This window comes from Cetobacterium sp. 2A, from assembly GCF_014250685.1.
GTDB lineage: Bacteria > Fusobacteriota > Fusobacteriia > Fusobacteriales > Fusobacteriaceae > Cetobacterium.
Genome location: NZ_JACFAJ010000006.1, coordinates 245,649 through 270,943, shown reverse-complemented (window position 1 = coordinate 270,943; position 25,295 = coordinate 245,649). Strand labels below are relative to the sequence as shown.

The 25,295-nt window shown below is 30.4% G+C and carries 21 protein-coding genes and 1 rRNA gene; 19 read left to right on the top strand and 3 right to left on the bottom strand.

Annotated elements, in window-relative coordinates; all coding sequences use genetic code 11:
• Window positions 1-15: 15 nt before the first annotated feature.
• Genes H3N56_RS05080 through H3N56_RS05070 form a run of 3 tightly spaced genes read right to left on the bottom strand, consistent with a single transcriptional unit; the run spans window position 16 to window position 2,846 of the window.
• Window positions 16-1,131 carry an alanine--glyoxylate aminotransferase family protein gene (locus H3N56_RS05080; RefSeq protein WP_185880178.1) on the bottom strand — a complete coding sequence of 372 codons (1,116 nt, stop codon included), beginning with the start codon at window positions 1,129-1,131 and terminating at the stop codon, window positions 16-18.
• Window positions 1,132-1,150: 19 nt separating this feature from the next.
• On the bottom strand, window positions 1,151-1,747 hold the full coding sequence (locus H3N56_RS05075; RefSeq protein ID WP_185880177.1) for a pimeloyl-ACP methyl esterase BioG family protein: 597 nt from the start codon (window positions 1,745-1,747) through the stop codon (window positions 1,151-1,153).
• On the bottom strand, window positions 1,725-2,846 hold the full coding sequence (locus H3N56_RS05070; RefSeq protein WP_185880176.1) for an aminotransferase class I/II-fold pyridoxal phosphate-dependent enzyme: 1,122 nt from the start codon (window positions 2,844-2,846) through the stop codon (window positions 1,725-1,727). Before H3N56_RS05070 ends, H3N56_RS05075 begins: the two co-directional genes overlap by 23 nt.
• A gap of 139 nt (window positions 2,847-2,985) precedes the next feature.
• On the opposite strand from H3N56_RS05070, the gene H3N56_RS05065 reads away from it, so the two are divergent.
• From H3N56_RS05065 to rrf, 19 genes are all read left to right on the top strand, one after another.
• Window positions 2,986-3,642 carry a FadR/GntR family transcriptional regulator gene (locus H3N56_RS05065; protein WP_185880175.1) on the top strand — a complete coding sequence of 219 codons (657 nt, stop codon included), beginning with the start codon at window positions 2,986-2,988 and terminating at the stop codon, window positions 3,640-3,642.
• 72 nt (window positions 3,643-3,714) lie between these two features.
• The gene (gene uvrA, locus H3N56_RS05060) at window positions 3,715-6,564 is read left to right on the top strand and encodes an excinuclease ABC subunit UvrA (protein WP_185880174.1); all 2,850 of its coding nucleotides are present in this window, start codon (window positions 3,715-3,717) and stop codon (window positions 6,562-6,564) included.
• Window positions 6,549-7,148, top strand: coding sequence for a Holliday junction branch migration protein RuvA (gene ruvA / locus H3N56_RS05055; protein ID WP_185880173.1), 600 nt, complete (start codon window positions 6,549-6,551; stop codon window positions 7,146-7,148). Before uvrA ends, ruvA begins: the two co-directional genes overlap by 16 nt.
• A gap of 4 nt (window positions 7,149-7,152) precedes the next feature.
• Complete coding sequence (locus H3N56_RS05050; RefSeq protein WP_185880172.1) at window positions 7,153-8,457, top strand: PhoH family protein; 1,305 nt, start codon at window positions 7,153-7,155, stop codon at window positions 8,455-8,457.
• A 69-nt stretch (window positions 8,458-8,526) separates the two neighbouring features.
• Entirely contained in the window at window positions 8,527-8,751 is a 225-nt protein-coding gene (gene secG / locus H3N56_RS05045) for a preprotein translocase subunit SecG (protein WP_185880171.1), read from the top strand.
• Window positions 8,752-8,825: 74 nt separating this feature from the next.
• Entirely contained in the window at window positions 8,826-10,055 is a 1,230-nt protein-coding gene (locus H3N56_RS05040; protein ID WP_185880170.1) for a replication-associated recombination protein A, read from the top strand.
• A 14-nt stretch (window positions 10,056-10,069) separates the two neighbouring features.
• Window positions 10,070-11,311: a histidine--tRNA ligase gene (gene hisS, locus H3N56_RS05035; RefSeq protein ID WP_185880169.1), complete on the top strand. Its 1,242-nt coding sequence runs from the start codon at window positions 10,070-10,072 to the stop codon at window positions 11,309-11,311.
• A gap of 23 nt (window positions 11,312-11,334) precedes the next feature.
• A complete protein-coding gene (gene aspS / locus H3N56_RS05030; RefSeq protein ID WP_185880168.1) occupies window positions 11,335-13,116 on the top strand; it encodes an aspartate--tRNA ligase in 1,782 nt (593 codons plus the stop codon).
• A 314-nt stretch (window positions 13,117-13,430) separates the two neighbouring features.
• Window positions 13,431-15,143 (top strand): arginine--tRNA ligase, encoded by a 1,713-nt coding sequence (gene argS / locus H3N56_RS05025; protein ID WP_185880167.1) that lies wholly within the window; start codon window positions 13,431-13,433, stop codon window positions 15,141-15,143.
• Between the two features lie 115 nt (window positions 15,144-15,258).
• On the top strand, window positions 15,259-16,128 hold the full coding sequence (gene rapZ / locus H3N56_RS05020; RefSeq protein ID WP_185880166.1) for an RNase adapter RapZ: 870 nt from the start codon (window positions 15,259-15,261) through the stop codon (window positions 16,126-16,128).
• A 2-nt stretch (window positions 16,129-16,130) separates the two neighbouring features.
• A complete protein-coding gene (gene uvrC / locus H3N56_RS05015; protein ID WP_185880165.1) occupies window positions 16,131-17,750 on the top strand; it encodes an excinuclease ABC subunit UvrC in 1,620 nt (539 codons plus the stop codon).
• 10 nt (window positions 17,751-17,760) lie between these two features.
• Window positions 17,761-18,696, top strand: a complete 936-nt coding sequence (locus tag H3N56_RS05010) for a hypothetical protein (RefSeq protein WP_185880164.1) — start codon at window positions 17,761-17,763, stop codon at window positions 18,694-18,696.
• Window positions 18,697-20,205, top strand: a complete 1,509-nt coding sequence (locus H3N56_RS05005) for a PP2C family protein-serine/threonine phosphatase (RefSeq protein ID WP_185880163.1) — start codon at window positions 18,697-18,699, stop codon at window positions 20,203-20,205.
• A 136-nt stretch (window positions 20,206-20,341) separates the two neighbouring features.
• Window positions 20,342-21,862 carry an ABC transporter ATP-binding protein gene (locus H3N56_RS05000; protein WP_332647055.1) on the top strand — a complete coding sequence of 507 codons (1,521 nt, stop codon included), beginning with the start codon at window positions 20,342-20,344 and terminating at the stop codon, window positions 21,860-21,862.
• Complete coding sequence (locus H3N56_RS04995) at window positions 21,855-22,904, top strand: ABC transporter permease (protein WP_255492156.1); 1,050 nt, start codon at window positions 21,855-21,857, stop codon at window positions 22,902-22,904. Before H3N56_RS05000 ends, H3N56_RS04995 begins: the two co-directional genes overlap by 8 nt.
• Window positions 22,904-23,785 carry an ABC transporter permease gene (locus H3N56_RS04990; RefSeq protein WP_185880162.1) on the top strand — a complete coding sequence of 294 codons (882 nt, stop codon included), beginning with the start codon at window positions 22,904-22,906 and terminating at the stop codon, window positions 23,783-23,785. The genes H3N56_RS04995 and H3N56_RS04990 overlap by 1 nt, the downstream gene beginning before the upstream one ends.
• 87 nt (window positions 23,786-23,872) lie before the next feature.
• Window positions 23,873-24,775, top strand: coding sequence for a DUF1385 domain-containing protein (locus H3N56_RS04985; RefSeq protein WP_185880161.1), 903 nt, complete (start codon window positions 23,873-23,875; stop codon window positions 24,773-24,775).
• A gap of 34 nt (window positions 24,776-24,809) precedes the next feature.
• Complete coding sequence (locus H3N56_RS04980; protein ID WP_221893433.1) at window positions 24,810-25,112, top strand: cysteine-rich small domain-containing protein; 303 nt, start codon at window positions 24,810-24,812, stop codon at window positions 25,110-25,112.
• Between the two features lie 18 nt (window positions 25,113-25,130).
• Window positions 25,131-25,247: ribosomal RNA gene (rrf, locus tag H3N56_RS04975) — 5S ribosomal RNA — on the top strand.
• Window positions 25,248-25,295 lie beyond the last annotated feature (48 nt).

The window sequence follows — 25,295 nt, the reverse complement described above, 5'->3', positions numbered from 1 at the left end:
CTGTTAAATTTTATATTATCCTCTTTTTAAATCGCACAAAGTTTTTTCTAAATTATCAAGAGTGAACATAACTCTGTCAAAACGAGCATTCTCACCCATATGTCCTATTCTTAATACTTTATTTTTTAATGGACCATAAGAATTAGCAATTAAAATCTTATATTTATTTTTCATATGATTAATTATTTCTTGAGCATCATATCCTTCTGGAACTAAAAAGGCAGTGACAGTTGGAGAAAAACTGTCATTTAAATATAGTTCAATTCCCATATCTTTTAATCTTTCGATTGTATAATCCCTCATCTCTTCATGTCTTTCAATGACTCTATTTGGTCTTTCAGACAAAAGATTCCCTAGTGCTGCGTTTAGACCCATAATATCACTAGCAGGCATAGTATATGGGAAAAGCATCTCTTCAACACAGTTTTTCCAATATGATAAATTACAATAGAATGATGGTATTGGAGTTGTTCTATTTTCTATAGCATCCCAAGCATCGTCACTGATTGAAAGAAGAGATAACCCTGAAGGAGCTGAGAAAACTTTTTGTGAACCACCAAGAGCTATATCGATATTCCATTCATCAACTTTTAATTCAGTTCCTCCAACAGCAGCTACAGTATCGACCACTGTTAAAATACCTTTAGATTTTAAGAGATTACAAATTGGACCAATATCATTTAGAACACCAGAAGGAGTATCGCAGTGAACAATAGTTGCAAATTTAAAGTTAGATTTAGACTTTAAAAATTCTTCTAACTTTGAAGCAGAAAGTCCACTTTTCCAATCAGATTCATAAATTGTAACATTACCACCATATTGTAAAATAAGATCTTTAAACCCTTCTCCAAACACACCATTAGAGATAACCAATACTTCGTCACCTTTTTCAGTAAGAGAAGCACAAGCTGCATCTAAAGCTAACATACCTTCTCCGTTCATAATAATCATTTGGGCTTTTTCAGTTCCAAAAAATATTTTTAATTTATCACAAACAGATTGATAAAAAGTAAAAAAATCGGGATCTAAATCAGGATTTCCAAATGCTTTTGCTCTAGCTTGTAAGACGTTTCCGCTGACCATTGTGGGTCCTGCGGTCATAACTAAATAGTCTGGCTTATAAATGTACATAATTTTCCTCCTTGTTTATTCAATTATCTTTGATTAATTTATTCCAATCATTTAAAATTTCAAAAGGGTAGTGCCCACATTCGATTGATTTAATATGAACATGTTTTGAAGTAAAATATTTAACCTGTCTAGATGTAGGGATAATTTTATCTCTAATACCTATAATTGCTATTTGAAAGGGATTATCAAGAAGATGATAATCGTCTTTTAGTTCTTGTAGAGAATTTTTTAAGATGTTGATATTTATATTAGGAGCGATAAAATTGTTTGGAACTTCCATGTTGGAATAAAATTTATAAAGATTTTCTAAATCTAGGTTATTTAGAGTTAGATTGAATATTTTTTCTGTTATTCCATTTGTTCCAATAATTTCAGGAGTTCCATTAATAGCAATTGCAGTATAACTTTTAAGTTGCTTAGTTTTTAAAAATTTAGAAGCATAATATACTCCAAAAGACCAACCAACAATATAAATATGATTATAGGTTTCAAAATCTAATTTTGGAATTTCATAAGGGTATGAAATAACTATAACGTTTAGATTATCAACAGGAGGAAAATTTTTAAAAATAGATTCATCCATTCCCCATCCATTAAAGAAGAGCATCAAGTTCATTTTTTAACTCCTTAAAAAAGAGATTAAGTTGTTCTTTTGTGATACTTGGATTTAGACCAATTCTTATTCTAGCAGTTCCTTTAGGAACTGTGGGTTCTTTAACACCATAAACTAAAAATCCTTTAGCTATTAAATTTTGACAAAGAATTTCAATCTTCTGATTATTTCCTATAATAATAGAAATAATGTGTGTTGTTGAGATAGTTTTTAAATTTAATTCATTTATTGAATCCATAGCATATTTTGTAAGTTCATAAAGATGTTCTCTACTTTCACTAAATTGCCCAATCTTATCTAGCAGGAATAAATTCCAAGCTATGTTTATAGGTGGAAGAGCAGTTGTGTATATGAATTTTCTGCCCCTATTTATAATATAATCTTTGTAGATAGAATCACATAAAACATAAGACCCCATAGATCCTCCACCTTTCCCTAATGGAATCACTAAAAAATCTATATAATTTATTAAATCAAACTCATAAGCTAGTCCATATCCGTAAACAGCATAAGAATGTGCTTCATCTAACATAAGTATAAAATTATATTTCTTTTTTAAATCAACTAATTTTTTTAAATCAACCATATCTCCGTCCATACTATAAACAGTTTCTGATATAACTAAGATTTCATCAAATTGATTTGTATATTTTATAAGAATACTTTCTAAATGTTCTAAATCTAAGTGTTTATATCTTATAAGTTCAGCACCGCTGTTTATAATTCCATCATGGATACTAGCATGGTTTAATTTATCACTTATAATGAGAGTTGACTTATTGCAAAATGTTTCTATTATGCAACAATTAGCTTCAAATCCACTGTTGAGGATTAAGGCCTCTTTTTTGTAAATTTCCTTTAACTTATTCTCCAACTCTAAAACAAGGGGAAAAGTTCCAGTAATAAGTCTTGAAGAACTAGAAGATAAAGATAAGTTTTTATATGTTTCATAAAATTCAGTTCTTAAATCCAAATCGTTAGCTAAATTTAAGTAATCGTTTGAAGAAAGATTAATTAAGTTTTCAGGATAACTTTTTAATTTTCTAAGATTATGATTGTTTTTAATTTGTTCAAGTTCAGTTTTAATTCTTTCTAATATCATATTCATCACCGATTAAGATTATACAGAAAAAATATCAAAATATAAACAAAAAATAAAAGAAAGTTGCATAATATTAGGGAATTATAATATAATAAACGGGGCGATTAATACAAGAAGTATAAAATTATTGGAGGAAAAATTGAATAAGAGTGACGTAGTTTTTAACTACATTCAAAAGAAAATATCTTCTGGTGAATGGAAAGCCGGAGATAGGATAGACAGCGAAGTAGTTATAGCCAACAATTTGAAGGTAAGTAGAGTTACTGTCAGAGCAGCTATTGATAGAATGATTGGACTAGATATCTTAACAAAGAAAAATGGTGGTAGAACATACGTTAGTTTTTTAGAGATGGGTGGAAATTTCAACTCACTGTTAAACTTTATAACGCTAGATAAAACTAACCTAGAAACAATACTTGAATTTAGAATGATTATAGAGGTTTCTGCAATAAAGTTATTTGTTAAAAATTGTGATGAAGATGATATCATTAGATTGGAAGAAATATATCAAGAGATATTGGAAAATATAGATAACAAGAGATACTTTGATTATGACTACAAGTTCCATCATATAATTGCTAGAGGAACAAAAAACTCTATACTAGAAAAAATTTACAAAATAATATTTGACTATTTGTCTAATAGTTCTGAACACATTTATGAGACTTTAGGTCGGAAATCAAGAGTAGAAGAGCACAAGCTCTTATTGGAAGCTTTAAAGAATAAAGACGTGGAATTAGCTGAAATTTATATGAAAAGGCATATTGGGAAAATGTTGGAAGAGTGGGAAAAATAAAAAGGATAGCTGATGCTATCCTTTTTTGATTAAATTTGGTAGACTTAAAAAAAGAGTATGAAGGAGGAAACTATGTTAGATAAAATTATAATCAAGGGAGCAAGAGAACATAATTTAAAAAATATAAATATAGAAATTCCTAAATATAAATTTGTTGTAATAACGGGAGTTAGTGGAAGTGGAAAATCCTCTTTAGCCTTTGATACGATATATTCAGAAGGGCAAAGAAGATATGTTGAAAGTCTTTCGGCATATGCAAGACAATTTATTGGTCAGATGAACAAACCAGATGTAGATAGTATAGAAGGCTTAGCTCCGGCCATATCTATTGAACAAAAAACTACTAATAGAAATCCAAGATCAACAGTTGGAACAGTGACAGAGGTATATGACTATATGAGACTTTTATTTGCACATATAGGTATAGCACACTGTCCAAAGTGTGGAAATTCAGTTGAAAGACAAAGTTTAGATGAAATAATCGAAAATATAAGTCATAAATTTAAAGATGGAGATAAGTTTGTTATTCTATCTCCAATACTTAGAGATAAAAAAGGAACACATAAAAATATATTTTTAAATTTAGTGAAAAAAGGTTTTGCAAGAGTTAGAGTAAATGGTGAAGTGTTGTATTTAGATGAAGATATTGTTTTAGATAAAAATAAAAAACATAATGTAGATGTTATTGTAGACAGATTGGTATTTGCAAGTGATGAAGATTTTGAAAGTAGATTATCTCAATCAATAGAAGCCGCAATTGAACTCTCAGGAGGGAAAGTTATTATAGATAGTGGAGATTCAGAGCAAGTATATAGTGAAAACTATTCTTGTCCTCTTCACGAAGATGTGAGTATACCAGATTTAACACCGAGATTATTTTCTTTTAATGCACCGTTTGGAGCATGCCCAGAATGTAAAGGAATAGGAAAAAAACTAGAAGTTGATGAAAATCGTCTCATAGAAAATGAAAACTTGTCTTTAAAAGAGGGTGGAATTTATATTCCTGGAGCTTCTGCGAGAAAGGGATATAGCTGGGAAATATTTTTAGCGATGGCATCGGCATTTAATATTGATATAAACAAACCAGTTAAAGATTTAACAGAAAAAGAAAAACATATAATTTTCCATGGAACTGGTGGACAAAAGTTTAGATTTGACTACGACGGAGACGAGTTTCAATTTCATGGATTGAAAGAGTATGAGGGAGCAATAAAGAATTTAGAAAGAAGATATCATGAAACTTTTTCAGAGAGTATGAAAGATGAAATAGAGAATAAATTTATGTTTGAAAAAATATGTAAAGTTTGTAACGGGAAGAGGTTAAAACCAGAAGTTTTAGCAGTAACTGTTGGTGGAAAAAATATAATAGAAATAACAGATTTAAGTATAAAAAAAGCTTTGGAATTCTTTAATGAATTAACTTTGACAAAGAATCAAGAACAAATTGCTAAAGAGATACTAAAGGAGTGTAGAGAAAGGTTAAGTTTTATGATAAACGTAGGACTGGATTATTTAACACTTTCAAGAGAGACTAAAACTTTATCAGGTGGTGAATCTCAAAGAATTAGATTAGCTACTCAAATTGGATCTGGATTAACTGGTGTCTTATATGTGTTAGATGAGCCAAGTATAGGTCTCCATCAAAGAGATAATGATAAGCTTTTAAGCACATTAAATAGATTAAAAGAACTTGGAAATACTTTGATAGTTGTAGAACATGATGAAGATACTATGTTGCAAGCGGATTATATTTTTGATATGGGACCAGGAGCTGGTATAAATGGTGGAGAAATAGTTGCTGAAGGAACTCCGGAAGAGATAATGGAAAATGAAAACTCAATGACTGGAAAATTTTTAAAGGGAAGTATAGCTATAAAAATTCCAGAGAAAAGAAGAGAAGAAAATGGATCCTTAAAACTTATTGGAGCAAATGGAAATAACCTTAAAAATGTAACAGTAGAAATACCTTTAGAAGTTATGACAGTTGTAACTGGAGTTAGTGGAAGTGGAAAATCGACCTTAATAAATCAGACATTATATCCAATATTATTTAATAAATTAAATAAAGGTAAACTATATCCATTGGAATATAAAACAATCGAAGGATTAGAACAACTTGATAAAGTAATAGATATTGACCAGAGTCCAATAGGAAGAACTCCTAGATCAAATCCAGCTACATATACAAAAATATTTGATGATATAAGAGAGCTTTTTGCACAGACAAAGGATGCAAAAATGAAAGGATTTAATAAAGGGAGATTCTCATTTAATGTGAAAGGTGGAAGATGTGAGGCTTGTCAAGGAGCCGGAATCATAAAGATAGAGATGAACTTTTTACCTGATGTTTATGTTGAATGTGAGATATGTAAGGGCAAAAGATACAATAGAGATACCCTTGAAGTACATTATAAAGGAAAGACAATATCTGATGTTTTAGATATGAGTGTCGAAGAAGCATATGAATTTTTTAAAACAATACCAAGTTTAGAAAGAAAATTAAAAGTATTGATGGATGTAGGATTAGATTATATAAAGCTAGGACAACCAGCTACAACTTTATCTGGAGGAGAAGCCCAAAGAATAAAACTAGCTACGGAGTTATCAAAAACTTCTAGAGGAAAGACTATTTATATTTTAGATGAACCGACAACAGGATTGCATTTTGAAGATATTAGAAAGTTATTAGAGGTTTTAAACAGATTAGTAGATAAGAATAATACAGTTGTGATTATAGAGCATAATTTAGATGTGATAAAAAGTGCTGACTATATAATAGATATTGGACCAGAAGGTGGAGATGGCGGAGGAGAAGTTGTTGCTAAAGGAACTCCAGAAAAAGTATCTAAATCTAAGAAAAGTTTTACAGGAAAGTATTTAAAGAAAGTTTTAAAAGGAGAAAAGGGATGTTTGAATATTTAAAAGGTAAAATAGCTTATAAGAGGCCAGAGTATGTGGCATTGGATGTAAATGGAGTAGGATACAAAGTATATATATCTTTAAAGACATATGATAAAACTGAAGCAGGAAATGAAACACAATTTTTTATTTATAACTTCATAAAAGAAGATGCTTTCAAGTTAGTTGGATTTTTAGAAGAAAGAGAAAGAACTATATTTGAAATGTTGATTGGTGTAAGTGGGATTGGGGTTTCATTGGCTCTTTCTATTATGTCAACATTTTCAATTGATAATATAAGAGAGCTTGTTTTAAATGAAGATTATAAAACTTTAAAAAGAGTTCCAAAATTAGGTGAGAAAAAATCCCAACAAATTATAATAGATTTGAAAAATAAAATGAAAAGTTTAAATTTACTTTCAATGGAAACTCCAAAAGAAGAAAACTTAGCGCTATTTATAGAAGAGGAGTTATACCTAGCTTTAGAAGCTTTAGGATATAGTAAAAAAGAAATTGATGCTTTAATCAGTAAGAGCGAAATAAGAGAATTCACGAGTATAGAAGAAGCTATCAAAGGAGTTCTTAAAAAAATCCAAAAAAGGGGATGATCTTTTGAGAAAGATTTATGTTTTAGACACAAATATACTTATTCATGATCCGCACAGTATTTATAGTTTTAAAGAAAATGATGTAGTTTTACCAATATATGTTGTTGAAGAGATAGATCACTTAAAAAGAAATCAAACTACTGCTATACAAGCAAGAAGTGCTTCAAGAGTTTTAGATGAAGTGAGAAAAAAAGGATGTCTTTCAAAAGGTGTCGAACTAGAAGGGGATATATTTTTTAGAGTTGAAATAGAAAATGATTTATCACTTTTACCGCCATCTTTAAAAAAGGAGATAGTTGATAATAATATTCTTTCTGTTACTTTGGGAATAAAAAAGAAAAATCCTGATAAAAAAGTTGTCATAATAACTAAAGATATAAATATGAGAATAAAAGCCGATGCATTAGGATTGGATGTAGAGGACTACGAAACTGATATGGTTGAATATTCAGATTTAGATGAAGGTTATTATGAAGTTGAAGTTTCAGAAGAAAATTTTAAAAAATTTGAGAAGAGTGGAAGAATAAGTCCTTGGGAGTTAAAGTTACAAATTCATTTAACTGCCAATAGCTTTATTAAAATGAAGTGCGGAGAAAAAGAAACTGTAGGAAGACATATAGATTCTAAAATAGTTAAGTTTATAAATGGTGATATTTCAGCATGGGGAGCAAGAGCTAGAAACGATGAACAAAGGTATGCTATGGAGCTTCTTATGGATGATAATATTAAAGTTGTAAGTTTAGTTGGAAGAGCTGGAACTGGAAAAACTTTGCTTGCAATAGCTGCTGGATTAGAACTTGTAGTTGAAAAACATAGATATAAAAAGTTATTGATAGCTAGACCTATAATACCTATGGGTAAAGATTTGGGTTATCTGCCTGGAGGAGAGGACGAAAAACTTCGTCCGTGGATGCAACCTATATATGATAATATTGATTTTCTAAGTGGTAACAAAGAAGAAAAATCTGGAGAGAAAGTTATAGCAGGACTTCAAAGTATGGGACTTCTAAAAATTGAAGCACTAACATATATAAGAGGAAGAAGTATACCGAGTGGCTTTATTATAATAGATGAGGCTCAAAACTTAACACCATTAGAGGTAAAAACGATAATAACAAGAGCCGGTGAGGATACTAAGATTGTACTGACAGGAGATCCTTATCAAATTGATAGTCCATACCTAGATGCTAATACTAATGGACTTACATATATGGCTGAAAAGTTCAAAGATGAAGAAATTGCAGGGCATATTACATTGAAAAAAGGTGAAAGATCAGCTTTAGCAGAACTAGGAGCTAAACTTCTATAAATTTCTCTTTTATTTTAACTGTAGATATATTATAATAAATAATAAAGAAAAGGGAAATTAGGAGGAAATATGGAGGGACTATTAACAGCATTACTATTTATTTTTGCACTATCACTTATAATTTTAGTATTGATACAACCAGATAGAAGTCATGGAATGTCTTCTAGTATGGGAATGGGAGCTTCAAATACAGTATTTGGAATTTCTAAAGATGGAGGTCCATTAGCTAAAGCTACTGAGATAACCGCTGGTTTGTTTATTGTATCTGCACTTCTATTATATCTTGTAAAGTAAAATTGAAGGGCGTGTTGATAACACTCAATGCGCCTTTTTAATATAATTAAGGAAATTATTTAGGTTGTGATGAAATGAAAAATCTTTTTCAAGATAATTATGAAAATGTAAAACCTTTAGCTCTAAAGTTACGCCCTAAAAATTTAGAAGAATTTGTAGGTCAAGATAAGCTATTAGGAAAAGACGGAGTATTGAGAAGAATAATAGAGGGAAAAAATCTTTCTAATATTATATTGTATGGTCCACCTGGTTGCGGGAAAAGTTCTTTAGGTGAAATAATTTCTAAAACATTGAATCTAAATTTCGAAAATTTAAATGCCACAGTGGCTAGTTTAAGTGATTTAAGAGAAATTGTTGAAAAAGCAAAAAAAGAATTGGAGTATCATGGAAGAAAGACAGTACTCTTTTTAGATGAGATTCATAGATTTAACAAGTTACAACAAGATGCTCTTCTTTCATATACGGAAAGTGGAATACTAACTTTAATAGGAGCAACAACGGAGAATCCATATCATAATTTAAATAATGCTCTTTTATCAAGAACGCTTATTTTTGAATTTAATCCATTACAAAAAAAAGATATAGAAAAAATATTGGATAGAGGATCAAAATATTTGGATATAGTTCTTCCAGAAGAGATAAAAAATTCTATTTTAGAAATTTCACAAGGTGATAGTAGAATAGCAATAAATTACTTGGAACTATATAAGAATAGTTGTTATGGATATTCTAAAGAAGAAGTATTAGAAATATTTAGAAAAAGAAAAGCCTCTTATCACAAAGAGGAAGATAAATATAATATCATTTCTGCAATGATAAAAAGTGTTCGTGGAAGTGATCCAGATGCTTCAATTTATTGGATGGCTAGATTACTATCGGGTGGAGAGGATCCAAGATATATTGCTAGGAGACTTATAATACTTGCCAGTGAAGATATAGGAATGGCAAATCCAGAAGCACTTTTAATTGCAGAAGCAGCAATGAATGCCAGTGAAAGAATTGGAATGCCAGAAATTAGAATAATTTTAGCTGAAGCAGTGGTATATCTAGCTATTTCAACGAAGAGTAACTCATGCTATAACGCTATAAATAAAGCTCTTCAAGATATAGAAAATGGAGATATGGAAAAAGTCCCTGAAAATATAAGTGACAAACCTATTGGATATAAATATCCTCATAATTATAAGGATAATTTTATAAAGCAAAAGTATAGCTCTAAATCTAGGAATTACTATATTCCTGGTGAAAATAGAAATGAAAAAATGATAGCGGAAAAATTAGAAAAATTATGGAAAGATAAATAATTTGAGGTGATTAAATGAAGCTTATAAAAGCTGTTAGAGGGACTAGAGATTTATTTGGTGAGGATGGTCAAAAATATAACTATATTGTTAACGCAGCTCACGAACAATTTGAGAATTATGGATATACAATGATAAAGACTCCAATTTTTGAAGAAACAGATCTTTTTAAAAGAGGAATTGGAGAAGGAACAGATGTTGTTGAAAAAGAAATGTACACTTTTTCAGATAGAGGAGAGAGAAGTATAACACTAAGACCAGAAGGGACAGCATCAGTTGTTCGATGTTACTTAGAGCATAAAATATATGCTCAAGAGGATGTTTCAAGATTTTATTATTCTGGATCAATGTTTAGATATGAAAGACCACAAGCTGGTAGACAAAGAGAATTTAACCAAATTGGAGTAGAGGTTTTAGGAGAAAGTTCTCCAATATTAGATGCTGAAGTAATTGCTATGGGTTATAATCTTTTAGAAAAGTTAGGAATAACTGATTTATCTGTTACTATTAATTCTGTTGGTGGAAAAGATTCAAGAGTTAAATATAGAGAGATGCTTTTAGAGTTTTTAAACCCAATAAAAGAAGAGCTTTGTGAGGATTGTAAAGTTAGAATAGAAAAAAATCCACTAAGAGTTTTAGATTGTAAAAATGATAAATGTAAAGATTTAACTAAAGATGCTCCAATTATATTAGAGTCTTTAAGTGAGGAAGAGATGAATCACTATGAGACTGTAAAAAAATATTTAGAAATTTTTGGGGTTAGATATGTAGAGGATCCAAAATTAGTTAGAGGACTTGATTATTATTCAAGTACAGTTTATGAAATTATAACTAATAAACTTGGTTCTCAAGGAACTATACTTGGTGGAGGAAGATATGACAATCTTCTAAAGCAACTTGGAGATAAAGAAATTCCAGCATTTGGATTTGCTGCAGGAATTGAAAGAATAATGATGCTTTTAGGAGATAATTATCCAAAGACTGCTCCAGAACTATATATAGCATGGTTAGGAGAAAATACAAGGGATTTTGCATTTAAAATAGCTCAAGATTTAAGAACTTCAGGATTAAAGGTAATAATAGATTTTAACAACAGAGCAATGAAAGCTCATATGAAAAAAGCTGATAAATTAGGAGTAAACAATGTTTTAATCATTGGAGAGGACGAAATGGCTAAAAATGTAGTTGTTTTAAAGAATTTCAATGATAGAACTCAAGAGGAAATAACCGTTGAAGAGTTAAAGACAAAATTAATATAAAGATTTAAGGGGATGGTACTATTATGATTTATAGAACTCATAATTTAGGAGAGCTTAGAAGTAACAATGTAGGACAAGAAGTTACTCTATCTGGATGGGTAGATACTAAAAGAGATTTAGGTGGACTTACATTCATAGATTTAAGAGATAGAGAAGGAATTACACAAATTATATTTGATATTGATGTTGTTGATGCTGCTACAGTTGAGATGGCTCAAAAGCTTAGAAATGAATCTGTTATTAAAGTTGTTGGAACAGTAAGAGAAAGATATAGTAAGAATTCAAATATTCCAACTGGAGATATTGAAGTTTTTGCATCTTCTTTAGAAATATTAAATGGTTGTGATGTACTTCCATTCCAAGTTAACACAGAAGAAAGTTTAAGTGAAAATATTAGACTTAAATATAGATACTTAGATTTAAGAAGACCGCAAATGTCTAGAAATTTAAAAATGAGACATAAAATGATTATGTCTATAAGAAACTACATGGACGAACAAGGATTTTTAGACGTAGATACTCCTCTACTTACAAAATCAACTCCTGAAGGAGCAAGAGATTTCCTAGTTCCAAGTAGAACTAATCCTGGAGATTTCTATGCTCTTCCTCAATCACCACAATTATTTAAGCAATTATTGATGATTTCAGGAATTGAAAGATATTTCCAAATAGCAAAATGTTTTAGAGATGAGGATTTAAGAGCTGACAGACAACCTGAGTTTACTCAACTTGATATAGAAATGTCATTTGTTACTCAAGAAGACATAATGAATGAAATAGAAGGACTTGCAAAAAGAGTATTCAAAAATGTTACTCAAGAATCAGCAGATTATGAGTTCCCAAGAATGGCATACGCAGAAGCTATGGAAAGATTTGGTTCTGATAAGCCAGATGTAAGATTTGAAGTAGAACTTAAAGATTTAACTGACTTAATGGCAAACTCTAATTTCACAGCTTTTAAAAGCACTGTAGAAAATGGAGGAATTGTAAAAGCAGTTGTAGCACCAGGAGTTGCAGAAGAATTCTCAAGAAAAATTCTTTCTGATTATGAAGAGTATGCAAAGAGATATTTTGGTGCAAAAGGAATGGCTTGGATAAAAGTTACTGCTGAGGGAGTAAATTCACCAATAGCTAAGTTCTTCTCACCAGAAGAAATGGCAGCTATAATTGAAAGAACAGGTGCAAAAGTTGGAGATGTAATAATGATAGTTGCAGATCAAGCTAAAACTGTTTACGGGGCACTTGGAGCAATCAGATCAAGAATTGGAAAAGAATTAGGGCTTATAAATAATGATGAGTTCAAATTCCTTTGGGTAGTAGATTTCCCAATGTTTGAATATGATGAAGAAGAAAAGAGATACAAGGCACAACATCACCCGTTCACTTCTATTAAAACAGAGGATATGGATGCATTTATAGCTGGAGAAATGGACAATGTAAGAACAAATTCTTATGATTTAGTTTTAAATGGTTCTGAAATTGGTGGAGGATCAATAAGAATATTCAATCCAGAAGTTCAAACTATAGTATTTGAAAAATTAGGATTATCTCAAGAAGAAGCAAGAGATAAATTTGGATTCTTTATAGATGCCTTTAAGTACGGAGCTCCACCTCATGGAGGACTAGCATTTGGAATCGATAGATGGCTTATGGTAATGTTAAAAGAGACTTCAATAAGAGATGTTATTCCATTCCCTAAAACAAATAAAGGACAATGTTTAATGACAGAAGCTCCAAATAAAGTTGATGATAAACAGTTAATGGAATTGTTCTTAGAATCAACAGCTGAAGAGGAAAAAAAATAATATTTTTAGTTGAAAAAATACCCTAATGGTGATATAATCCCATTAATAAGGATAATCATTTCTAGTCTATTCGCTATTTCTTGAGGTTTTGGGCCTAAGGTCGTCGAGGGGGTTGGCGCTGCTATCAATAATTCAGAAAAGTCACGGGAACCTTTGTTCTACGGACCCTGTATATTAGAGAGTATCTGACTACCACTTATTTATAATGGCGACCAAAACCGTATGGAAGGCGGTAGACTGGATTTATTCTTTGTGGGACTTTAAAGTCCCCCTTTTTTTTTGTATAAATTTAGTTTAAAAAGGAGAGATGCACAGTGATAACGATAGAAAAGCAAATTGCAGCTATTTTAAGTGAAACTGTTAAAAATATATATGGCGATAAAGAGATTAAGCCAATTGAAATAGCAGTAGCAACTAATGAAAAATTTGGAGATTTTCAAACTAACTTTGCTATGATGAATTCAAAAATTTTAGGAGGAAATCCAAGAGTTATTGCAGAAACTATAGTTAATAATTTAGTTGAAAATGACCTTATAGATAAGTTAGAAATAGCAGGACCAGGATTTCTTAATATATTTTTAAAAGATGAATACTTAGGAGATTTTGTAAAGAAAATATCAAAAGAAAAATATGAGTTCCCAGAACTAAATACAGACGGAGAAGTAATAATAGATTATTCTTCACCAAACATTGCAAAGAGAATGCATATAGGGCATTTAAGATCTACAATAATTGGAGATTCAATAAAAAGAATATATAAATACTTAGGATATAGTGTTGTAGCTGATAACCATATAGGAGATTGGGGAACACAGTTTGGAAAACTTATTATTGGATATAGAAATTGGCTAGATAAGGATGCTTATGCGGCTGGTCCAATAGAAGAATTAGAAAGAGTTTATGTTGAATTTTCAAGACAAAGTGAAGAGAACCCAGAACTTGAAGATCAAGCCAGAGAAGAGTTAAGAAAACTTCAAAATGGAGACGAAGAAAACTATAGACTTTGGCAAGAGTTTATAAAAGTTTCTTTAGATGAATATAACAAACTATACTCAAGAATGGGAATAAATTTTGATACTTATTATGGAGAGTCATTTTATCATGATTTAATGCCTTCTGTAGTTGAAGAGTTAGTGGAAAAAGGAATAGCTGTTGAAGATCAGGGTGCAAAAGTTGTATTCTTTAAAGAGGAAGATAAACTAAATCCTACGATTATTCAAAAGAAAGATGGGGCATTTTTATATGCAACTTCTGATATAGCTACAGTAAAGTTCAGAAAAGAAAATTACAATATAAATAAGCTTATTTATGTAACTGATGAAAGACAACAAGATCATTTCAAACAGTTTTTCAAAATAACTGATATGCTTGGTTGGGATGTAGAAAAGCAACATATCTGGTTTGGAATAATGAGATTTGCTGACGGAGTATTCTCAACAAGAAAAGGAAACGTAATAAGATTAGAAGAACTTATAGATGAAGGGAAAAGAAGAGCTCTAGAAGTTGTTCAAGAGAAGAACCCAACGCTATCAGCAGATGAGAAAGATAACATAGCAGAAGTTGTTAGTCTAGGGGCTATAAAGTATGCTGATTTATCTCAAAATAGACAAAGTCCAGTTATTTTTGAATGGGATAAAGTATTAAGCTTTGAAGGAAATACAGCTCCATATCTTCAATATTCATATGCTAGAATTAAATCTATCTTAAGAAGAGGAGAATCAGAAGGGAAAATTGTTAAAGCGGATGCGAATATATCATTTAATGATAAAACAGAAAGAGCCCTTGCTCATCATTTAACACAATTCCCAACAGTTGTTTTAAAGGCTGCTGAATCATGTAGACCAAATTTAATAACAGATTATTTGTTTGAATTATCAAAAAAATTCAACAGTTTTTATAATGCTTGTCCAATATTAAATCAAGAGGAAAATGTATTGAATTCAAGATTAATATTAGCTTCTAGTACAGCAGATGTGTTAAAAGAAGGATTGAATTTATTAGGAATAGATACTCTAGAAAGAATGTAATATTAAAAAGTTATTGAGAGAGAAAATTTTCTCTCTTTTTTTTTTGAAAAAGTTAGGTATATACCAAGAAAATCTAGTATAATTTTATGTAAGAAAAAAATTAAGAGGTGTTAGTATGAAGCTGGTTATATTGACAGGGTTAAGTGGATCGGGGAAAACGGCTGCTTTAAATGCATTAGAGGATATGGGATATTTCACTATGGATAATATTCCTTGTAAAATGGCTACTTCTTTTATGGGAAATATTGAGTCTCAATTTAAAGATATGAAAATTGAAAAAGTAGGTCTTGGAATAGATATGAGATCAATAGCTAGAATAGAAGAATTTTTAACTTTTTTACAAAAGATAGAAGAAATGGAAATGGATTACACTCTAATATTTTTAGAGGCTTCAAACGAAGTTATATTAAATAGATATAATCTAACAAGAAGAAAGCATCCAATTGAAGCAGTAACATTACTAGAAAGTATTGAACTCGAAAGAGAGATAATGTCAGAGATAAAAGAACAAGCAAGCATAGTTATAGATAGTAGTCACCTTAAGGCGAAGGAACTATCAGAAAAAATAACTAGAGTAGCTCATTTGGATACTGATAAAGAAATAAATATACATCTTCAATCTTTTGGTTTTAAATATGGAATTCCAATAGATATTGATTTGTTATTTGATGTAAGAATTCTTCCAAATCCATATTACATAGAGGAATTAAAGGAAAAAACAGGGTATGATGAAGGTGTAGCTAATTATGTGATGAGTTTTGAAATTTCTGCTGAATTTTATAAGAAATTATATGATATGATTCTATTTTTACTTCCACACTATATTGAAGATGGGAAAAAGCATTTTTCTATAGGAATAGGATGTAGTGGTGGAAAACATAGGTCAGTGACTTTTGTGAATAAGCTAAAAAAAGATTTGGAGAAATTATCCGAAGTTAAAGTTTATGCTAGTCACAGAGAAGAGGAAAGGGGCAACTGGATATAAGGATGGATATAAAAAAAATTGAAATTCCAGATAATCCTGGAGTTTATCTAATGAAAAAAGCTAAAAAAGTAATCTATGTTGGAAAAGCCAAAAATTTGAAAAAAAGAGTATCTTCTTATTTCAATAGGGATCATCAAGATGAAAAAACTAAAGAGTTAGTAAAAAACATCGAAAATATAGAATTTATTCTTTGTAATAATGAACTGGATGCTTTAATTTTAGAAAACAATTTAATTAAAAAATATTCTCCAAAGTATAACATAGCTCTTAAAGATGAAAAAACATATCCTTACATAAAGATATCTAAGGAATTGTTTCCTAAAATTTCAATTGTTAGAACTACAAAAGGTTTAGATTTAAAAAGTGGAGAATATTATGGACCTTATCCACAAGGAACTTGGAATTTGAAAAAGAGCTTAGTCAAATTATTTCAAATAAGAGATTGTAATAGAGATATGGATAAAATTTATTCTAGACCATGTCTGAAATACTATATGAACTTGTGTTTAGGTCCGTGTAGTTATAAGGATATTTTAGAAGAATATTCTGAGCAAGTAGAGGGATTAAAAAAAGTATTAAAAGGAAATGGTCAAGAGATTATCAAAAATTTAGAAATTAAGATGTTAGATGCTTCAGAAAATATGGAGTTTGAAAAGGCAATTTTATATAGAGAACAAAAAAAAGAATTAGAAAAAACTTTAGAATCGCAAATAACAGAGCACAGTAGCGAGATGGACGAAGACATATTTACTTTTTTTGTTGAAAAAGAAAAAATATTTCTATGTATTTTAAATCAAAGGAATGGTAAAATAGTAGGGAAAAACTCTACTGTTATTGATCTTAAGGATAAAATTTATGAAAATTTATTTATAGAAGTTGTTTCAATGTACTATACTAAGTATCCTGTTCCTAAAAATATAGTTTTTTCTTCTGAAAATATTGAAGAAAAAGAACTGTTGGAAAATTATTTTAAAACATATACAGGAGAAAAAGTAACTCTTTATTTTCCTAAAATTAAAAGTAGAAGAAGAGAACTTTTGGATATGTCATTTTTGAATTTGATGGAAGATGTTGATAGTTATTATAATAAAAAAGAAATATTAGAACTTGGTTTAATTAAATTGTATGAAGTTTTAAAATTGAAAAAAATTCCAATGAGAATAGAATGTTTTGATATTTCTAATATACAGGGGAAAGATGCGGTTGCATCGATGAGTGTTGCTATAGAAGGAAGACCTGCAAAACAGGAGTATAGACGTTTTAGAATCAAAACGAAAGATACTCCAGATGATTATGCAATGATGAGAGAAGTCATAGAGAGAAGATATAGCAAATTAGATAAAAAAGATTTTCCAGAAGTTATTTTGATAGATGGTGGATTGGGGCAAATTAACGCTGTAGGACAAATTTTAGAGTCGATAGGAAAAAGTGGGATTTCAGATTTAATCAGTATAGCTAAAAAAGAAGAACTGATATTTAAATATGGAGAATCTGAACCATATCATTTTTCTAAAGCAGAAGAAGCTCTTAAAATACTACAAAGAGTTAGAGATGAAGCCCATAGATTTGCAGTTACTTATCACAGACTGCTGAGAAGTAAAAGAGTTATTGGGAAAAAATAAGGAGGGGATTATGAAAAATTTTTTATTATTAATGAGTATTTTTATAATATTAACTGGATGTAGCGATATAGTTCTTAGGAAAGATTTAAGCACGAGAATAGAATTTGATAGTGGCTTAAAACACGGGAATTATGAATTAAATTTTTATAAGTTTAAGTATCCAGATACTCATGAAGAAAAAAATCATTTTTTCAGTCAACTTGAATCTTTTTATAATGAGGCTAAAAAAAGAGATACAAAAATTAACTTGATTTTAGATAAGGAACTTGAAGAGGATGTAAAATCAATTCTTAATAGTAGTGGATTGGGACTAGAAAAACTAGCATTTAAGAGATCTTCAGATCTTAGCGTTGAAGAGATGGATAAGCTATCTGAGATTGTTTCAATTGATACCCCATTAAGTGGTGGGATTATTCAAAGGGATTTAAATAGACAATATTACCTATTATTAAAGCTTCAAAATAAAGAATCAAATTATAATCCTGATTTTTACTATACAGAATTAGATAAAGAAAAGATTATAGGTGAGATGCTAGAGAAAAGAAAAAATTTAAAATTAACTCTAGAAAAAAATAAAGAAAATTTTGTCTATGAAGAATCGGATGGGGTTTCACCAGTTTATATTTCTAACTTCAAAAATGTAGATTCTTTAAAAGATTTAAAATCTAAAGTTATTGTAGTCTCAAATTCTAAATTTAATGGGACAGCTTTCTTAGATGAAAAGATAGTTTTATTCTTAGGAACTTCTGGATCTACAGTCGAAATGATTAGAAAGTTTAAATTTAATAATAAATTGTTAGAGTTTAATAATCCTAAGAGTGCAATAGAGAGTTTAAAAAATAATAATGGTATAGACGTTTCAAAAATTGAAAAATGGCATGAACCAATTTTTAAAAATGAATCTGCAGAAATAGCAGAAAGAGTTACAACATGGGGGTTAGACTAGATGAATTATATAATATTTTTTCTACTTCTTGTCTTATTTTTTGTGATATGGAGAAAACAAGAAAGAGAAAATTTTAAAGAGATATCTAGATTACTTAAGAGTTTGAGAGAAAAAAAAGTATATCAAGATATTCCAGAAACAATAAAGGATGAATATACTGAAACAATAAATGATATTATAAAACAAGAGTTGGAGTTAGATAACTCAATTATTGAGTTAAGAGAGTATAGAAGAGAACTAGAAGTGACTTATAATTCTCTTGTTAGTAAATCAATTCAGCTTGAATATAGTAATCAAATTTTGGAAAGAAGAGTAGCGACTTTATCAAATATAAATGCTTTGTCGAGAACCGTTTTATCAATTATGGAGTTGGAGAAAATAATTAATATAATTTTAGATGCTTATTTTGTATTAACTGGAGCTAAAAGAATATCTTTATACCTTTGGGAAGATGGAAAGTTATTAAATAAAAGAACCAAAGGAGAGATAGATTTTAAAGGTGAATTATCATATCCGGTTGAAGTACTAAAAAAGTTTACGAGAAAAGATTATAAAGGTTTATATGATGAGTTGTCCAAAGGATTTAGAATTGATGAGGAGGAAACTGTTATAGTTTCGCCTTTAGTTGTGAAAGGAAAAGACTTAGGAGTAATTTTTATCATTGAAGATAAGGCAAAATTGATAAATAGTGATGAAGAAACTATATCGGCTTTAGCTATTCAGGTTGCTATAGCTATTAATAATGCACAAATTTATTCAGATTTACTGATAAAGGAAAGAATTTCAAAGGAACTAGAGGTAGCTGCAAGAATTCAAAGAAGAATTTTACCTAAGAATATTAGCCATATCAACGGAATTGAAGTTGCCAATTATTTTGAACCCGCTAAAGAGATAGGTGGAGACTACTATGATTACTCCCTTTTAGAGGATGGGACATTTACAGTTACGATAGCTGATGTAAGTGGAAAAGGAGTGCCTGCTGCCTTCTTAATGGCGTTAGGTAGATCAGTTTTAAAAACTTTAGAATTACAAGGACAATCTCCAAATAAAAACCTAGAAGATCTAAATAACATAATCTATCCAGATATAACGGAGGATATGTTTATAACCATGTTACATACAAGATATAACTTTGAAACTAGAACTTTAGTGTATTCGAATGCTGGTCATAATCCATTAATTGTATATAATGCAGAAAAAGATGAGATGGAATCTCATTTTGTTAAGGGTGTAGCTATTGGATTTTTAAAGGGATATAAGTATAGACAGGGAGAACTTAAATTAAATAAGGGAGATATAGTATTATATTATACAGATGGAATAACTGAGTCTGAAAATGCTAAAAAAGAACTTTTTGGTTTAGAAAAGTTAAAAGAGGTAGTTTTAAGAAACAAAAATAAAAAAGCTGAAGAAATAAAAATAGCTATTCTAGAGGAAATAAATAGTTTTAGAGGTGAATACGAACAAGTAGACGATTTAACTTTCGTTATTCTAAAAAATAACGAATAGAAAAAAATTGACTAAAATTGTTAAATTAGATATAATTTTAAGAGTTTGAATGTTAAAAAAAATACAAGAGATTGTTTTATTTTTAAGTGAAAAATCCATTTTTGAGAAAATAAAAAATTTTCAGGAGGAGTTCTAGGTGAGTGAATATATCTTAGAAATGCAAAATATTAGGAAAACATTTCTTGGTGGAAAAGTTATTGCTAATGACGATATTACCTTAAAGGTAAAAAAAGGAGAAAAACACGCTATAGTTGGAGAAAACGGAGCAGGGAAATCAACATTGATGAAAATGTTAAATGGATTGTACCTTCCAACTTCGGGAAAAATTTTTTACCAAGGGAAAGAGGTAGAAATTGATAGTCCGGGAAAAGCTGCAAACTTAGGAATAGGAATGGTATATCAACATTTTATGCTTATACCAACACTAACAGTTGCAGAAAATATGATTTTAGGAGTAGAACCTAAAAAAGGAATGTCTTTAGATATTGAAAAAGCAAGAAAAGATGTTAGAGAGGTTTCTAAAAGATATGGATTAGAAATAGATCCAGATGCTTATGTTTCTGATTTATCTATTGGAATGCAACAAAGGGTAGAAATTTTAAAAATATTATTTAAGGGAGCTAATCTTTTAGTTTTTGATGAGCCAACGGCAGTTTTGACTCCTCAAGAGATAAAAGAACTTTACAGAATAATGGATAACCTAATTGATGAAGGAAAAACTATTATTTTCATCTCTCATAAATTACAAGAGGTTTTAGATATCTCAGATAATATTACAGTAATAAGAAGAGGAAAAGATGTTGCTACTTTCCCAACTACAGAGGCAACGAAAGAGAAAATAGCAAACGCAATGGTTGGAAGAGCAGTATTATTTACTACAGAAAGACCAGAAACAGAAATTGGAGAAAAAGTAGTAGAAGCTAAAAACATATTTGTTAAAAATAATAAAAATGTTTTTAAAGTAAATGGAGTATCATTCTACGTTAGAGAGGGAGAAGTTCTTGGAATAGCTGGAGTTGAAGGAAGTGGTCAAACAGAGCTTGTAGAAGCGCTAACTGGACTGATTCCGATATATGAAGGTGAGATAATTTTAAAAGATAAAGATATTACAGAATTTTCTCCAAGAAAAATTTCGCAGATGGGACTGGCTCATATTCCAGAAGATAGACATAAAAGAGCAGCAGTTTGTGAATTTAGTGTTATGGAAAACTTTGCTTTAGGAGTAGAAAGAGATAAATACTCATTGAGAGGATTATTGAACTTTAAAAAACTAAAAGCAGATGCTAAGAATTTCATGGAAAAATATGATGTAAGACCTAGAGATACTTCTGTAGAATTTGGAAGACTATCAGGTGGAAATCAGCAAAAGATAATAGTAGCAAGAGAATTAGAAAAAGTTAATAATACTTTTATAATTGCAGCACAGCCAACTAGAGGGGTAGATATTGGTGCCATAGAATCTATCCATAAAATGATTTTAGCTGAAAAGGCAAAAGGTAAGGCAGTTCTGGTTGTATCATCAGAGTTGTCTGAGATACTTAATCTTTCGGATAGAATAGCTGTTATGTGTTCAGGTAAAATAACAGGAGTTTTAGATAGAGAAGAGGCTAGTGAAGAAAAAATAGGAATTTTAATGGCGGGTGGTAAACTTGATTAAGAGTAAAATGACAAATGTATTAGTGCCAATAGTTGCTGTATTAATAGCATTATTGATTGGAGCAGGTATAATAATGTATTTAGGTGAAAGTCCAGTGAAAGCTTACTATTACCTATTTGCAGGAGCATTCTCTGGAAAGACTGCTATAGCAAGAACATTATTAGAAGCTACACCTATGGTCTTCACAGGTCTTGCAGTACTTTTTGCATTCAAAGGTGGAATGTTCAATATAGGTGCTCAAGGACAGATGGTAATGGCGGGATTAACAGCTGCTGCCATTGGAGGATTTATAACAAATACTATGATAAGTAACGTATATGTTATTCTTATAGTAGGAGGTTTAGCTGGATTCTTATGGGCTGGAATAGCAGGAATGTTAAAAGCTAAATTAGGAATTCATGAAGTAATCTCAACTATAATGTTAAACTATATTGCGATGAGTTTTGAACAATATTGTTTAAACTATCCATTAAAAGCAATAGGAACAAGTCCACAGACTCCACCAGTTATTGAAGCTGCAAGATTAGGAAAACTTCTTCCTATAAACGTACCTCTAAACTATGGATTTATAGTAGCTCTTGTATGTGTTGGGTTAGTATGGTTTATTTTAGAAAAGACAATAATTGGATACCAAATAAAAGCTGTTGGATATAATCAAACAGCTGCAGAAAATAATGGTATTAATGTTAAAAGAATAATAGTACTAATATTTGGAATATCAGGATTTTTAGCAGGTCTTGGAGGAGTAGAAAGAGTTCTTGGAGGAGTTGGACAATTCTCTTACAAGCAGGGATTAACAGCTTCTTATGGATTTGACGGAATAGCTGTTGCATTACTTGGTAAGAATAATCCCGTAGGGGCATTATTGGCAGCGATACTTTTTGCAGCTTTAAGAGTTGGAGGAAGAGCGATGCAATTTAATACATCAGTTCCAAGCCAAATTATAATCATGATTCAAGCAATAATAATACTTCTTATTGCAGCAGAGAACATGATAAGAGTATGGATTCAAAAGCTTGAAAAGAAAGGGGAGGCAAACTAATGGCAAATATAATAATCAGTTTAATTTTAGCAACCCTTAGACAAGCTGCACCTATTCTTATAACAGCTATTGGCGGAATGTTTTCTGAAGTTTCAGGAGTTGTAAACATAGGATTAGAAGGAATGATGTTAATGGGTGCTTTTTCAGCAGCAGTAACATCATACTATACAGGAAGCTGGGTTATCGGAGTATTGGGTGGAGCGGCAGCAGGTGGAGTTATGGCACTGATTCACGCAATAATTAGTATCAAGTACAAAGGAAACCAAGTTGTTTCTGGAATCGCTATAAATCTTTTTGCTTCAGGATTTACAGTTTTTATGTTAAGAGTTTTATTTAATCAGTCTGCAAATACACCAATAGTTCCTAGATCTCCAATGGTTTTAGGATTCTCGGTGATAATATTTTTAATATATGGACTAGCTATTTGGGCAAATTATTTCTTATTTAAAACAGTAACTGGACTTAGAATCAGAGCGGTTGGAGAATATCCTTTGGCAGCTGATACAGTTGGAATAGATGTTTATAAAGTAAGATATTTTGGAGTAATTTTATCAGGAGTTTTAGCTGGAATTGGAGGATCATACCTTTCAATAGGTGCCTTGGCTCAATTTACAAAAGAGATGTCAGCAGGAAGAGGATTTATTGCCCTAGCTGCATTAGTATTTGGTAAATGGAATCCAAAGGGTGTAATATTTGCAAGTTTATTATTTGGATTTGCAGATGCAGCTCAAACTTTAATTCAACAATATGTAACATTTATTCCACCACAATTTATTCAAATGATACCATACATACTAACTCTTCTAGCTCTAGCTGGAGTTGTTGGAAAAGCAGTAGCACCAAGTGCGACTGGAAAACCATATGATAAAAATACTATTTAATAATTAAAAAAAATATGATATGATTAAAATGGGAGAGTTAAGTAATTAACTCTCTTTTTTTAAATAAAATTATATAGGGTGATTATAATGGCAAAAGTAAATGTTGGTGGACAAGCTGTTATTGAGGGTGTTATGATGAGAAGTATGGACACTCTTGCTACAGCGGTAAGAAGACCAAATGGCGAAATAGTATATAAAAAAACAAGTATCTCTTCAAAGCGTGGAAATCTTTCAAAGATTCCATTTGTTAGAGGAGCGGTTATGCTTTTTGATTCGTTAGTTCTTGGTTTAAAAGAACTTACATTTTCAGCTAATCAATCTGAAGAAGAAGAAAACAAGCAGTTGTCTCAGAAAGAAGCTGTTTTGACAACAGTGGCATCTTTAGCTCTAGGAATTGGACTATTTATAGTTTTACCGTCGTTAATTAGTGGATTTATTTTTAAAGATAATAAAATTCATTCAAACATCTTGGAAGGGGGATTAAGATTAGTCTTTTTCGTACTTTATATTTGGATTATTTCATTCTCTAAAGATATTCAAAGAGTTTTTCAGTATCACGGTGCAGAACATAAGTCTATTTATACTTTTGAAGAAGGATTGGAATTGACACCAGAAAATGCAAAGAAATATACAACACTACATCCTAGATGTGGAACTAGTTTTTTACTAATAGTTATGTTTATTGCAATAATAGTCTTTTCAACGTTAGACTTTATACTTCCTCAACCGACTAGCTTTACAACAAAAATAATGACTAAAGTTATTTTAAGAGTTTTATTTATGCCACTAATAGCTGGAATTTCATATGAACTTCAAAGATATAGTAGCAAGAATTTAGATAAATGGTGGGTTAAAATTATAGCAGCACCGGGAATGGAATTACAAAAGATAACGACAAAAGAGCCAGATTTATCTCAACTAGAGGTTGCCATAGTAGCTTTAAAGGTAGCTTTGGGAAAAGATGTCGATAACGCTAAAGAAGTATATTAATTTAAGATTATAGATGCATAAGGGGGCAGTGAATATGAATTATAAGTTTAATCAAAATAGACAATGTGAGTTTTTTCCTTGTCATGAAATGAAGAATGAAGAAGATTTTAATTGTCTTTTTTGTTATTGTCCGTTATATATGTTAGGAAAAGATTGTGGAGGAAATATCCACTATACAGCAGGTGGAGTAAAGGATTGTTCTAAGTGTATTCTTCCTCATGTTAAGGATGTAGGATATGATCATGTTCAGAAAAAAATGATGACAGTTATCGAAAGAGTTATGGATGAGCATGCTAAAGAAAAATATGGAAAAGATATATTGACAAAAGATAAATAAAATGGTATTATAATTAAGCTTGGTAACGATAGCTACGAGGGTACACCCAGTCACATTTCGAACCTGGAAGTTAAGCTCGTAAACGCTGAAAGTACTTGGGGGGCAGCCCCCTGGGAGGATAAGTAGTTGCCAAGCTTTTTTATTTTTTGGAAAAATAAAAAAGGGATAGCTCCCAATTTTATT

Bases quoted from the DNA above. Each gene is read 5' to 3' on its own strand.
- rapZ (WP_185880166.1), top strand. From the start codon at position 15,259: ATGAAGCTGGTTATATTGACAGGGTTAAGTGGATCGGGGAAAACGGCT.
- aspS (WP_185880168.1), top strand. From the start codon at position 11,335: ATGATTTATAGAACTCATAATTTAGGAGAGCTTAGAAGTAACAATGTA.
- H3N56_RS05075 (WP_185880177.1), bottom strand. From the start codon at position 1,747: ATGAACTTGATGCTCTTCTTTAATGGATGGGGAATGGATGAATCTATT.
- secG (WP_185880171.1), top strand. From the start codon at position 8,527: ATGGAGGGACTATTAACAGCATTACTATTTATTTTTGCACTATCACTT.
- H3N56_RS05040 (WP_185880170.1), top strand. From the start codon at position 8,826: ATGAAAAATCTTTTTCAAGATAATTATGAAAATGTAAAACCTTTAGCT.
- H3N56_RS05005 (WP_185880163.1), top strand. From the start codon at position 18,697: ATGAATTATATAATATTTTTTCTACTTCTTGTCTTATTTTTTGTGATA.
- hisS (WP_185880169.1), top strand. From the start codon at position 10,070: ATGAAGCTTATAAAAGCTGTTAGAGGGACTAGAGATTTATTTGGTGAG.
- H3N56_RS05070 (WP_185880176.1), bottom strand. From the start codon at position 2,846: ATGATATTAGAAAGAATTAAAACTGAACTTGAACAAATTAAAAACAAT.
- H3N56_RS04990 (WP_185880162.1), top strand. From the start codon at position 22,904: ATGGCAAATATAATAATCAGTTTAATTTTAGCAACCCTTAGACAAGCT.
- H3N56_RS05010 (WP_185880164.1), top strand. From the start codon at position 17,761: ATGAAAAATTTTTTATTATTAATGAGTATTTTTATAATATTAACTGGA.
- ruvA (WP_185880173.1), top strand. From the start codon at position 6,549: ATGTTTGAATATTTAAAAGGTAAAATAGCTTATAAGAGGCCAGAGTAT.
- H3N56_RS04980 (WP_221893433.1), top strand. From the start codon at position 24,810: ATGAATTATAAGTTTAATCAAAATAGACAATGTGAGTTTTTTCCTTGT.
- H3N56_RS04985 (WP_185880161.1), top strand. From the start codon at position 23,873: ATGGCAAAAGTAAATGTTGGTGGACAAGCTGTTATTGAGGGTGTTATG.
- uvrA (WP_185880174.1), top strand. From the start codon at position 3,715: ATGTTAGATAAAATTATAATCAAGGGAGCAAGAGAACATAATTTAAAA.
- uvrC (WP_185880165.1), top strand. From the start codon at position 16,131: ATGGATATAAAAAAAATTGAAATTCCAGATAATCCTGGAGTTTATCTA.
- H3N56_RS05080 (WP_185880178.1), bottom strand. From the start codon at position 1,131: ATGTACATTTATAAGCCAGACTATTTAGTTATGACCGCAGGACCCACA.